Origin of the sequence: Rhizobium sp. HT1-10 (assembly GCF_049472505.1) — a bacterium.
GTDB lineage: Bacteria > Pseudomonadota > Alphaproteobacteria > Rhizobiales > Rhizobiaceae > Rhizobium.
Map to the genome: position 1 here is coordinate 139963 of NZ_JBCEBQ010000006.1, position 13042 is coordinate 153004.

At 61.8% G+C, this 13042-nt stretch carries 8 protein-coding genes and 2 pseudogenes; all 10 read left to right on the plus strand.

Annotated elements, in window-relative coordinates; all coding sequences use genetic code 11:
- Position 1 precedes the first annotated feature (1 nt).
- The 10 genes and pseudogenes from VH564_RS16605 to VH564_RS16650 all read left to right on the plus strand — a co-directional run bounded on the left by VH564_RS16605 (position 2) and on the right by VH564_RS16650 (position 13042).
- On the plus strand, positions 2–1696 hold the full coding sequence (locus VH564_RS16605; protein ID WP_423340964.1) for a methyl-accepting chemotaxis protein: 1695 nt from the start codon (positions 2–4) through the stop codon (positions 1694–1696).
- A 589-nt stretch (positions 1697–2285) separates the two neighbouring features.
- A pseudogene (locus VH564_RS16610) lies at positions 2286–2678 on the plus strand (MCP four helix bundle domain-containing protein); the annotation flags it as partial.
- A 129-nt stretch (positions 2679–2807) separates the two neighbouring features.
- Positions 2808–4160: pseudogene (locus tag VH564_RS16615) on the plus strand (methyl-accepting chemotaxis protein); the annotation flags it as partial.
- Between the two features lie 195 nt (positions 4161–4355).
- On the plus strand, positions 4356–6431 hold the full coding sequence (locus VH564_RS16620; RefSeq protein ID WP_423340965.1) for a HAMP domain-containing methyl-accepting chemotaxis protein: 2076 nt from the start codon (positions 4356–4358) through the stop codon (positions 6429–6431).
- A 140-nt stretch (positions 6432–6571) separates the two neighbouring features.
- Positions 6572–8374 carry a methyl-accepting chemotaxis protein gene (locus tag VH564_RS16625; protein WP_423340966.1) on the plus strand — a complete coding sequence of 601 codons (1803 nt, stop codon included), beginning with the start codon at positions 6572–6574 and terminating at the stop codon, positions 8372–8374.
- Positions 8371–8865, plus strand: a complete 495-nt coding sequence (locus VH564_RS16630; RefSeq protein ID WP_423340967.1) for a chemotaxis protein CheW — start codon at positions 8371–8373, stop codon at positions 8863–8865. Before VH564_RS16625 ends, VH564_RS16630 begins: the two co-directional genes overlap by 4 nt.
- Positions 8866–8876: 11 nt before the next feature.
- Positions 8877–9731, plus strand: coding sequence for a CheR family methyltransferase (locus VH564_RS16635; protein ID WP_423340968.1), 855 nt, complete (start codon positions 8877–8879; stop codon positions 9729–9731).
- A 15-nt stretch (positions 9732–9746) separates the two neighbouring features.
- On the plus strand, positions 9747–10841 hold the full coding sequence (locus tag VH564_RS16640; RefSeq protein WP_423340969.1) for a protein-glutamate methylesterase/protein-glutamine glutaminase: 1095 nt from the start codon (positions 9747–9749) through the stop codon (positions 10839–10841).
- Between the two features lie 226 nt (positions 10842–11067).
- Positions 11068–11868, plus strand: coding sequence for an inositol monophosphatase family protein (locus tag VH564_RS16645; RefSeq protein ID WP_423340970.1), 801 nt, complete (start codon positions 11068–11070; stop codon positions 11866–11868).
- 133 nt (positions 11869–12001) lie between these two features.
- Entirely contained in the window at positions 12002–13042 is a 1041-nt protein-coding gene (locus VH564_RS16650; RefSeq protein WP_423340971.1) for a MotA/TolQ/ExbB proton channel family protein, read from the plus strand.

Sequence of the window (13042 nt, forward strand, 5' to 3'; positions counted from 1 at the left end):
TATGAGACTGACAATCAAGGCCAAATTGGTGGGGGCCTTTACTTTCATCATCCTGCTGCTGGTCGGCACCGCCGGTTATGCGATCATCAGCCTCGGGAATTTCAACGATACGATCAGCGATGTGCTGCAGGGCCCGGCCGCACGGCTCGAATATGCCCAGCAAGTCGACGTTGAACTGTTGCAGATCATCCGTCAGCAAAAGAACCTGCTGCTGGCACGCACCGCCGACGATACCAAGGCTGCCATCGTGGGCGGCGATCAGGCTCGCAGCCGTCTGACCGAAAATTTCGATGGGCTGAACAAGATCCTGCCGGAAGAGGCCCGTGCTGCGTGGGGTGAAGTGGAAGGCCAGGCACGCTCGTTGATCCAGGCCGATGACCAGATCCGCGATCTGCTGAAGACTGGCGACAAGGAGGGTGCCTATGCCGTTTCCGTTGGCGAAGCCCGCAAGGTGACCAACGCCATCAGCACCAGCCTCGAGGCCAAGCTGGTCGACGAGAAGGCCAAGATGAAGTTCGCCGACGACGATACAGACGTGCAATATGCCCATATCCGGACGTTGATGATATCGATCGCCGCCGCTGCCGTGCTGATCGCTGCGATCACTGCCTACTGGATCGCCAGCACCATCGGCAAGGGCCTGGCCCGCGCCAATGCCGTAGTCCGCGATGTCGCAGAAGGTGATCTGACGAAGACGGCCGAGATTACCGCGCGCGATGAAATCGGCGAGATGCTTGGAAACGTCAATGTCATGATCGACCGTCTCCGGGGTGTGGTCGGCGATGCGCTTTCGGCTTCCGACAACGTCTCCGCCGGCAGCCAGGAGTTGTCAGCAAGTTCGGAGCAGGTCTCGCAGGGCGCAACCGAGCAGGCCGCGTCGGCAGAAGAAGCGTCCGCCTCGATGGAGCAGATGGCTTCGAACATCAAGCAGAATGCCGATAACGCAGCGCAGACCGAGAAGATTGCCCGCCAGTCGGCCAAGGACGCCGAAGCCTCGGGCGAAGCCGTGACCCGCGCCGTCAGTGCCATGCGTACGATCGCCGAGAAGATTGGAATCGTGCAGGAAATCGCGCGCCAGACCGACCTCTTGGCCCTGAATGCAGCCGTCGAGGCGGCTCGTGCCGGCGAACATGGCAAGGGCTTTGCGGTCGTCGCATCGGAAGTCCGCAAGCTGGCTGAGCGCAGCCAGTCTGCCGCCGCCGAAATCAGCTCGATGTCGGGCGATACCGTCAAGGCAGCTGCAGAAGCCGGGGAAATGCTCGGCCGCCTGGTGCCGGACATCCGCAAGACGGCAGAACTGGTCTCGGAAATCAGCGCGGCCTGCCGCGAGCAGGATATCGGCGCCTCGCAGATCAACGAAGCGATCCAGCAGCTCGACAAGGTCACCCAGCAGAATGCCGGCGCCTCGGAGCAGATGTCGGCGACGTCGGAAGAACTGGCTGCCCAGGCGGAAGAGCTGCAGGCATCGATCGCCTTCTTCCGGGTCGATACCATCGCCCACAAGCCGGTCCGCAAGGCGTCACCCAAGCCGGCCGCCAAGGCTTCGGTTACACCTGTCAATGTCCGCCGCCCGGCTCCGGCCGCAAGGCAGACCAACAGCGTGGCTGCTCAGCAGGCACGTGCCAAGGGCTTCGCTCTCGATATGTCGATGGGCGGTCCGGACGCAGACGACGCGGATTTCCGCGAAAGCGCCTGATCGACAAATGATACCGGCGGCCGTCGAGGCCGCCGGACCACGGCCACCGTGTGTACGCGCTGGTTTCGTCGTCGGAGAGACCGTCGACGAGGGGTGAATGGATCGCTCTTGTTAAATTTGCTTGGTGCCAGCGCAGCTTATGCCGCCTGCCACCGGATCCAATTTCGCCGATGCCAGGAGGCATGACCATGGGCTCTAAGATCAGCTTACACTTAACAGCCAAGCAATTTCCCGCGCCATAGCGATGACCGCCCATGGCTGCGCGCCAGACCACTTCACTTTCGGGCCGCTCCAGATCCCGACATGCGTTTAGTCATGTCAGTCGAGCGACCAGCCTAGCCGGGCGGACAACCTCCCGGACGGGCCATGCCAACGAATGTCCGTTGGATGCGTGAGAGGCCTCAGGCCGATCGTCGCGAGAGTAGATGTCAGGCTCTTTTCACCTATTGCAATTTTAGCGGTCCTCTTTGGACTTTGATCGCAGGCTTGTCCCGACCAATACAACCCGCTTGGAGTCTCCATAATGCGTTTTACTATTAAAGTTAAGCTAGGCCTGGTCTTCGGGTTTGTCGTGCTGCTCACCTGCGCGATGGCCGGACTGTCGATCAACAACCTGTCCGCCCTGAACAACGACATTACCGACATGGTGAAAGGACCGGTCGTCGACTTGCGCGAAGTGGGAGAACTTGCAGAAGCCGTGCTGCGATCGGTGCGGTCCGAAAAGGATGCGATCATCAACACCGATCCATCCAAGATAACCACCTATGTCAATACGATCACGCAGCAGCGCGAGGCGATCAAGACGTTGCTGCAGCGGCTCAGCGCGTCGTCGGACCCAGAAATTCGCACCCATGTCGCAGAGATCTCCGATCTCAACGCAAAATGGGTGCCGCTCCAGGATCAGGTCACAGCGCTTGCGATCCAGAACACGCCTGAATCCAACACCAAGGCCGGCGCGATCTCCATGGGAGAAAGCCAGCAGCTTACCGACCAGATGCTTCAGCTTCTGACGAAGCTTAACGATACCGTAACGGGCAACGTCGCGGAGACGGATGCGGCGACCAATCTACAGTACATGACCTCGCGCAATCTGCTTGTCTCGATGACCATCGGCCTGATCGTCCTGGCCCTGGCCTCTGCCACCTGGATCCTGCTCAACATATCGCGCGGTCTTAAGCGCGCCGTCAGCCTCGCCGATGCCGTCAGCCTGGGCGATCTCAACCAGCAGATCGAACACAAGAGCAACGACGAAATCCGCGACCTCGTTGCCTCGATGACCCGGATGTCCGGCAACCTGAGAGACACGGCGGCTATCGCCTCTAAGATCGCGGAGGGCGACCTGTCGGTGACGGCGCAGCCGCTGTCAGATAAGGATACGCTCGGACTGGCGATGCAGAGCATGATCACCAACCTCAGAGCGACCTCCGACGTTGCCCGTCAGATCGCCGAGGGTGACCTCACGGTCTCCCCGAAGCCGCTGTCCGAACGGGATTCCCTCGGCATCGCCCTGCAGCAGATGGTCGAACGCCTGCGTGGTGTCGTTGCCGATGCCATTTCCGCTGCCGACAACGTCTCCTCCGGCAGCCAAGAGCTCTCCGCCAGCGCCGAACAGGTTTCGCAAGGGGCGTCCGAGCAGGCGGCATCCGCCGAGGAAGCTTCAGCCTCGATGGAAGAGATGGCCGCCAACATCAAACAGAACGCTGACAACGCAGCCCAGACGGAAAAAATTGCCCGCCAGTCGGCCAAGGATGCCGAAGCGTCTGGTGAAGCCGTGACCCGCGCCGTCGGTGCGATGCGCACGATTGCCGAGAAGATCGGCATCGTCCAGGAGATTGCCCGCCAGACCGATCTGCTGGCCTTGAATGCGGCCGTCGAGGCGGCTCGCGCCGGCGAACATGGCAAGGGCTTTGCGGTCGTCGCTTCGGAAGTCCGCAAGCTTGCCGAACGCAGCCAGTCCGCCGCCACGGAAATCAGCTCGATGTCGGGCGATACCGTCAAGGCAGCAGCCGAAGCCGGGGAAATGCTCGGGCGCCTGGTGCCCGACATCCGCAAGACCGCAGAACTGATCTCGGAAATCAGCGCCGCCTGCCGCGAGCAGGATGTCGGTGCTTCTCAGATCAACGAGGCAATACAGCAGCTCGACAAGGTGACCCAGCAGAATGCCGGCGCCTCGGAGCAGATGTCTGCCACGTCGGAAGAACTGGCCGCGCAGGCGGAAGAGCTGCAGACCTCCATCGCGTTCTTCAAGGTCGAGACGACGAGTGCCCGGAGCGGGACGTCAAGGAAGACGTCGGCCCGAGTTCCAGCGAAACAATCTTCAATGCCGGCGCGAAAGGCCATGTCGTCTTCCGCGCGGGCAGCTCAGGGCGTTGCTGCACAGCAGGCTCGGGCGCAGGGTTTTGCGCTCGATCTGTCCCTGGGCGGACCGGACGCCGATGACGACGATTTCCGCGAAAGCGCCTGACGCCAGCATCTGACATCGTCCGGGGCCACGGATGCGGCCCCGGCATGAACTGAACCAACGGATGCAATCGTTGGATGCGTGATGGCGGCAAGCCGCTGACGCGGGAGTAGATGACAAGCTCTTGAGACAAATCGATACGCGGGCTCACGCTTTTGGGCCGGCGATTGTAACGAAACCAACGGCTTGGAGTCCGCGATGCGCCTCACCATCAAACTAAAACTCAGTCTGGTCTTTGCCTTCATCGTGCTGCTCACCTGCGCCATGGCCGGACTGTCGATCTACAACCTTTCATCGCTTAACACCGACATTTCCGAGATGGTGGCGGGACCGGTGACCAATCTGCGCGACTCCGGCGCGCTCTCGGACGCGGTTCTGCGCTCGATACGGTCCGAAAAGGATGCCATCATCAACACCGACCCGGCCAAGATTGCCGGTTACGTCGAAGAGACCTCGCAGCAGCGTGATTTGATAAAGTCGCTACAACAGCGCCTTGCCGCATCTCCGGATCCCGATATCCGCAGCGGCATGGCCCAGTTCGCGGACCTTTATGCGAAATGGGTCCCGATGCAGGATCGTGTCATCGTGCTTGCCAAGGAAAACACGAACGAATCCAACACCCAGGCTGGGACGATCTCGATGGGCGAGGGCCAGCAGATCACTGTCCAGCTTCTGAATGTGCTGGAAAAGCTGAATGCGACCGTGACGGGCAACGTTTCTGAAACGGACTCCGCCACAAACGACCAGTATGCAAGCTCTCGCAACCTTCTCATCGCGATGACGATCGGCCTGATCCTGGTGTCCACGGCCTCAGCGCTCTGGATCCTGCTCAACATCTCCCGCGGTCTCAAGCGTGCGGTCAACCTCGCGGATGCCGTCAGCATTGGCGATCTCGAGCAAAACATCGAACACAAGAGCAACGACGAAATTCGTGACCTGGTGAATTCGATGGGGCGGATGACGCTCAATCTGCGAAACACGGCAGCCGTTGCCAGCAAGATTGCGGAAGGCGACCTGTCTGTCACGGCGCAGAAGCTCTCGGACAAGGATGTGCTCGGCATGGCGATGCAGGGCATGATCACCAATCTCAGGGGCACGTCGGATGTCGCCCGTCAGATCGCGGAAGGCGATCTTTCGAGCACGGCCCAGCCTTTGTCCGAGAAGGACGTTCTCGGCGTGGCGATGCAGAGCATGATCACCAATCTGCGGGCAACCTCGGATGTGGCCCGCCAGATTGCCGAAGGCGACCTGACGGTTTCGCCGATGCCTTTGTCGAACCGCGACACCCTCGGCATCGCTCTGCAGCAGATGGTCGAACGCCTGCGCGGTGTCGTTGCCGACGCGATTTCTGCCGCCGACAACGTCTCCTCTGGCAGCCAGGAACTGTCCGCCAGCGCCGAACAGGTGTCTCAGGGTGCGACCGAGCAGGCAGCATCCGCCGAAGAGGCCTCCGCCGCCATGGAAGAGATGGCTGCCAACATCAAGCAGAACGCCGACAACGCCGCCCAGACCGAAAAGATCGCCCGCCAGTCGGCCAAGGATGCAGAGGCATCGGGCGATGCGGTCACCCGCGCCGTCAGCGCCATGCGCACGATCGCCGAGAAGATCGGCATCGTCCAGGAAATCGCCCGCCAGACGGACTTGTTGGCCTTGAACGCGGCCGTCGAGGCGGCGCGAGCAGGCGAACATGGAAAGGGTTTCGCGGTCGTCGCCTCCGAAGTCCGCAAGCTCGCCGAACGCAGCCAGTCGGCCGCGGCCGAAATCGGCTCGATGTCGGGCGATACCGTCAAGGCGGCTGCCGAGGCTGGCGACATGCTCGGTCGCCTGGTGCCGGATATCCGCAAGACCGCCGAACTGATCTCGGAAATCAGCGCCGCCTGCCGCGAGCAGGACGTCGGTGCTTCTCAGATCAACGAGGCGATCCAGCAGCTCGACAAGGTCACCCAGCAGAATGCAGGTGCTTCCGAGCAGATGTCGGCGACCTCCGAAGAGCTCGCTGCCCAGGCGGAAGAGCTGCAGACCTCGATCTCGTTCTTCAAGATCGAAACGACCGCCGCGCGGGCGAACGCCAGCCGCAAGGCGCACGTCCAGAGCCCGCGTCCAGCAGCTGCGTCCGCCCAGGGACAGCGTTCAGCACCTGTAAAGGCACAAAGGGCCAAGCCGTCGTCCAGCCAGTCGGTCTCCGCCCAGATGGCGCGTGCTCAAGGCTTTGCCTTGGACATGTCGATGGGCGGTCCCGACGAGGGCGACAACGATTTTAGGCAGACCGGCTGAAAAGCCTGGCCCCGCCTCACCGGCGGGGCCTGAAGCGCCAGGATGATCATGGCGTCTCCACCGAGAATTCGGTGTGTAGAAGATCGGATGCAACGGTCTTGCTACGGGGTAATTTTCACAGTTCTGAGGGGAATCTGACGATGCGCTTTACTATCAAATTCAAACTTGCCTTGGCCTTTGGCCTAATGATCATGATGTTGATCGGGACTGCGATTTACAGCACGATGAGCCTTGCCACACTCAACCAGTCGAGCGGCGACATGGTCGCGGGGCCTGTCAAGCGGCTGGAATACGCTCTAACGATTTCCGGAAAGATGTCCGAGGCCGTTCGGTCTCAGAAGAACGCCCTGCTTGAGCGCGACGATACGCTGGCAGAAGGGTACTTCAAGGGCTTTGACAAAAATCTCGTCGAGGTGATGGATCTGTCCAACGCCGGGCTCGCCATCGCAAGTCCTGAAGGAAAGCCCTATTGGGAGGCCGTCACAGCCGGTGTCAAAGCCGTCCAGGATGCCGCGGCCCCTCTGTCATCGCTGCGCGCCAGCGGCAAGATTGAAGACGCGATCACGCTCTCCAATAGCCAGGTTCGCCAGCTTGCGGCAAAGGTAACCGAGAGCCTGGCCAAGCTGGTCGATATCCAGAAGAAGGGCATGGCCAAGGCGGACGCGGACAACGATGCATTGTATTCGACGACGCGCTTTACCTTGCTTGCGGTCGCCGGTGTCGCGACGGCAATCGCGATCATCGCGGCCATCTGGATTGCGCTCGGTATCAGCAGCGGCCTGCGTAAGGTCGGTGTCGCCGCCGATGCCGTCGCCTTGGGTGATCTCGATACGGATGTCGAGATCAAGTCCAACGACGAAATCAGGGACCTGGTGGCCAAGATCAATCTCATGACCAGCAACCTGCGCAACACCGCAGCCGTTGCCGATCAGATCGCCAATGGTGACCTGACGGTCAACGTCACGCCGCTCTCGGAGAAGGACACGCTTGGCATCTCGCTCAAGAGCATGACCGAGCGGCTGCGCGGCGTCGTTGCCGACGCTCTGTCTGCCGCCGACAATGTTTCGGCCGGCAGCCAGGAACTCTCGGCCAGTTCCGAACAGGTATCGCAGGGCGCGACCGAACAGGCGAGCTCCGCCGAGGAAGCTTCGGCTTCGATGGAAGAGATGGCCGCCAACATCAAGCAGAACGCCGACAACGCGGCCCAGACCGAAAAGATCGCCCGCCAGTCGGCCAAGGATGCCGAAGCATCGGGCGAGGCCGTGACCCGCGCCGTCAGCGCCATGCGCACGATTGCCGAGAAGATCGGCATCGTCCAGGAAATCGCCCGTCAGACCGATCTGCTCGCCTTGAACGCGGCTGTCGAGGCGGCTCGCGCCGGCGAACATGGCAAGGGCTTTGCCGTCGTCGCTTCGGAAGTCCGCAAGCTGGCGGAACGCAGCCAGTCTGCTGCCGCAGAAATCAGCGCGATGTCGGGCGACACGGTCAAGGCAGCCTCCGATGCCGGTGAGATGCTCGGCCGCCTGGTGCCGGATATCCGCAAGACGGCCGAACTGATCTCCGAAATCAGCGCGGCCTGCCGCGAGCAGGACATTGGTGCCTCACAGATCAACGAGGCGATCCAGCAGCTCGACAAGGTCACCCAGCAGAATGCCGGCGCCTCCGAGCAGATGTCGGCAACCTCGGAAGAACTGGCTGCCCAGGCCGAGGAGCTGCAGACCTCGATCTCCTTCTTCAAGGTCGATGGCGGTGTCCGCAAGGTCGTACAAGCTCCGAAGGTTGCGGCACCCGCCCGTAAGCCGACCGCTGCTGCTCGCCGGGCCCCGGCGAGCAAGCCCGCGAACACGGTTGCTGCACAACAGGCACGGCTGAAAGGCTACGCACTCGATCTCTCCATGGGCGGCCCGGACGAAGGCGACATGGACTTCAAGGAAAGCGCATGAACATGGCTAGCTCATCTCACGAATCTCAATTCGTTACCTTCAGCCTGGGCGAGGAAGTCTTTGCCGTACCGGTTGAGGTCGTTCGCGAAATCCTCGACTATGCCGAGGCCTTCAAGATCCCGAACGGCCCCGACTACCTGCTCGGCCTGCGCGACGTGCGCGGGCAGGGCGTCCCGACCATCGACCTGCGTCTGAAGCTCGGGCTTTCGAAGACCATCCCGACGCCGCATACCCGCGTGCTGGTTCTCGACATCCCGATCGCTTCCAAGACCCTGACGCTCGGGCTTGTCGCCGATCGGGTGTTCGAGGTCACGCCGTTCCAGCGGGACCAGATCGAGGCGGCGCCGGACATCGGCGTCCGCTGGCGGTCCGATTATATCGCCGGCGTGGTTCGCCGCGAGGACGGCTTCGTCGTCATCGTCGATCTCGGGCAGCTGCTGTCGCGCGAGGATACCGCAATCCTCGCCCCGCGGGCCGGCCAGGCCGCATGAGTGGACATCGCATGGCAGTAGCGCAACAGGAAGGCCAGGCCTTCGGCGATCACATCAGCAAACGCAACTTCGAGAAGCTTGCTGTTTTCATCTACGACTATAGCGGCATCAAGATGCCGTCCACGAAGCAGACGATGCTCGAAGGTCGCCTCCGGCGGCGCCTGCGGGCAACGGGGATCCTGTCGTTCGACGATTATTGCGACTTTCTGTTCGAAGGAGACGGCCTCGAGACCGAGACGGTACATCTGATCGATGCGGTGACGACGAACAAGACCGACTTCTTCCGCGAGCCGAAGCACTTCGAATATCTGGAAACCGTTGCCTTACCAGATCTGGTGCGCCAGGGGGAAACGCGCCTGCGGGTGTGGAGTTCGGCCTGTTCGACCGGGGCCGAGCCTTACACCATGGCGATGGTGCTGTCGGAGTTCGTCGAAAAGATGCCCAGGGTCAGTTACACGATCCTGGCAACCGATCTCAGCACAGACGTGCTGGAGGCGGCAAAGCTCGGCATCTATCCGGATAATATGATGGACCCCGTTCCGGCCGATCTTCGTCGGAAATACGTGATGCTGTCAAAGCAGAAGGAGAGACGCGATGTGCGCATCGTGCCGCGATTGCGGTCGCGCGTCGGATTCGGGCGGATGAACCTGATGGACAAGTCCTATGGCGTCGGCGGCCCCATGCACATCATCTTCTGCCGCAATGTCCTGATTTATTTCGACAAGACGACACAGGCAGAGGTTATTTCCAGGCTCTGCGAATGCCTGCAGCCAGGCGGCTATCTGTTCATCGGCCATTCGGAATCGATAACCGGGATCGACGTGCCGCTCAAGCAGGTCTCCAACACCGTCTTCAAGCGCCTCTAACCCCACGGAAACGGCATGCCAAAAAAAATCCGCGTCCTGATCATAGATGACTCCGCCAGCGTCCGGCAGACCCTGACCACGATCCTGTCCGAGGACCCCGAAATCGAGGTCATGGGGGCGGCGACCGATCCCTTCGCCGCAGCACGCAAGATCCAGGAGGAGATACCCGACGTCATCACCCTCGACGTCGAGATGCCTCGCATGGATGGGATCACCTTTCTGCGTAAGCTGATGTTGCAGCGGCCGATCCCGGTCGTCATGTGCTCGTCGCTCACGGAAGCGGGATCGGAGACATTGCTGCAGGCACTGGAGGCCGGCGCGGTCGACGTCATTCTCAAGCCGAGGATCGGTGCCGCCGACTATCTGGCCGAGGAAGGCATGCGGATAAGGGAAGTCGTCAAGGCTGCCTCGCATGCGCGAATCCCGGGTAGCAAGCGGGCGATCGAAGCCAGTGCGGCCCGCGTCGGCGCGCCTGCCGCAAAGCTTACCGCCGACGTGATGTTGCCGCCGCCGAGCGGTCGGCCGATGGCCAAGACCACCGAGATGGTCGTCTGCGTCGGCGCCTCCACAGGCGGCACCGAGGCATTGCGGGCGCTGCTCGAAGCACTGCCGGCCAATTCGCCAGGCATGGTCATCGTCCAGCACATGCCGGAAAAGTTTACCGCAGCTTTCGCCAAGCGGCTCAACGGCCTGTGCGAGGTGGAGGTCAAGGAGGCCGTGGATGGGGATGCCGTGCTGCGTGGCCATGTGCTGATCGCACCCGGCGACCACCATATGCTTCTGGAGCGCCAAGGTGCGCGCTATTCCGTATCGGTGAAGGAGGGGCCGCTGGTCTCTCGCCACAGGCCCTCCGTCGACGTGCTGTTTCGATCGGCAGCAAGAGCGGCGGGTTCGAACGCCATGGGCATCATCATGACGGGAATGGGCGATGACGGGGCGCGCGGTATGCTGGAGATGAAGCAGGCGGGCGCCTATACCGTCGCCCAGGATGAGGCGAGCTGCGTCGTCTTCGGCATGCCGAAGGAGGCGATCGCCCATGGCGGTGTCGACCGCATCCTGCCGCTCGACCAACTCGCCCGCGAAATCCTGATGACCCAACAGAAATTCTAGCTGGCACTCGGCGCCTCCTCGGCGGCGGCGTTGCCGATGCATCAAGGTGGAAAGGGGTGAAATCAACGATCACACCGTGCGCAGGGCAGCTATGCGGCTGTCCCCTTGAAATGCGCGCGTTTTTGTGGTCTTGAGGCCGCCAATCTTTTTCGCGCCGCCGATCCCGCTCAGCCGGGACCCTGATCCGGGTCCGGAAGGCGTCTTTCGTGTTTCAAGGAATAGCCATATGGCCCGCTCAGCTCTTCTCAATGTCATGGTCCAGGCCGCCCTCAAGGCCGGCAAGTCGCTGAGCCGCGATTTCGGCGAGGTGCAGAACCTGCAGGTCTCGGTCAAGGGCCCCGGCGACTTCGTCTCGCAGGCGGATTTCAAGGCTGAAAAGATCATCCGCGAAGAGCTGATGAAGGCGCGTCCGACCTATGGCTTCCTCGGCGAGGAAAGCGAAGAAATCATCGGCACCGACGGCGCGCACCGCTGGATCGTCGACCCGCTCGATGGCACGACCAACTTCCTACACGGCATTCCGCTGTTTGCGGTTTCGATCGGTCTGGAGCGCAACGGCGAGATCGTCGCCGGCGTCATCTTCAATCCGGGCACCGATGAGCTCTATACCGCCGAGCGTGGCGGCGGTGCCTTCCTCAACGATCGCCGCCTGCGGGTCGCCGGTCGTCGCGTGCTGTCGGATTGCGTCGTCACCTGCGGCATTCCGCATCTCGGTCGTGGCAACCACGGCAAGTTTCTGGTCGAGCTGCGCCACGTCATGAGCGAAGTGGCCGGCGTGCGTAGCGTTGGTTCCGCTGCGCTCGATCTCGCCTATGTGGCAGCCGGCCGTTTCGACGGCATGTGGCAGGTTGGCCTTTCGCCCTGGGACGTTGCGGCTGGTATTCTTCTGATCCGCGAGGCCGGCGGCTTCCTCTCCGACGCCGACGGCGGCAACGACATGCTTGGCAAGGGTACCGTCGTCTGCGGCAACGAGTATATCCAGAAGGCGTTGATCGAGGTCGTCAAGCGTCCGATCCCGACGCGCTGAGCCGCGTCTGGCCCCAGACTCTTCCGTCCAAACTCTCTTTTGCGGCGCACAGCTTTGTGCGCGCGCACCCTTCAATTCGGCGCAATGATGCTCTAGTCTTCTGCTGCGGTGAAATGCGGTGGCTGAGGTACTCATGAAAAACGTGAAATTGTCGGATCTCGGTTCGAATGACGATCCGATGCAGAGCCGCGACTACAAGCTCTCCAGCCCAATGGCATTCTTTTGGACGATGATCCTTTTCCTGATCATCGTCGGCTTCATTGCCGCCATCCTGTTCCGCCAGGGTCAGGAAGCCTTCATGCACAATCCGGGCCTCAACGGCCTTATTCTCGGCGTTCTCGCCGTTGGCATCATCCTCGTCTTCAACCACGTGCTGTCGCTGCGGCCGGAAGTGCGCTGGTTCAATTCCTTCCGGGTGGTCGGCGATGCCGACAAGGTCGACCTTAACCCGAAATTGCTGGCGCCCATGCGCGCGCTGCTCGGCAGCCGCAAGTCGACGGCGCTATCGACGGGGACCCTTCGTTCCATTCTCGATTCCATTGCCTCGCGGCTCGACGAATCGCGCGATATCTCGCGCTATCTGATCGGTCTCCTGGTGTTCCTCGGCTTGCTCGGTACCTTCTGGGGCCTGATCGGCACGATCGGCTCGATCAACAAGGTCATCCAGTCGCTCGATGTCGCCGAAGGCGGCAATATTCTGGGCGCGCTGAAGGAAAGCCTGGCAGCCCCGCTGGTCGGCATGGGAACGGCGTTTTCCTCCTCGCTGCTCGGTCTTTCCGGCTCGCTCATTCTCGGCTTCCTCGACCTGCAGGCGGGCCGAGCGCAGAACCGCTTCTATACCGAACTTGAAAACTGGCTTTCGTCGGTCACCGATGTCGGCTCCGACGTCTCGCGCGTCGTCGAAGGTATCAGTGGTGCTTCTTCGGACGACGTGCGGGCCCTGTCGGAGCAGATGCGCCTGATCGCCGAGGAGGGGGGCAGCGGCCAGCGGTCGGTTGCCGCGATGTCCAATCTCGCCGAGGGCATCCAGGGCCTCGTCAAGAACATGCGCAACGAACAGCAGATGCTGCGCGACTGGATCGAGGCGCAGCAGGAAGAGGCGAAGTCGATGCGTCGTACGCTCGACCGCCTGTCGGACCGGATCGGCAGCATCGAAAAGACCGGGAGCAAGTAG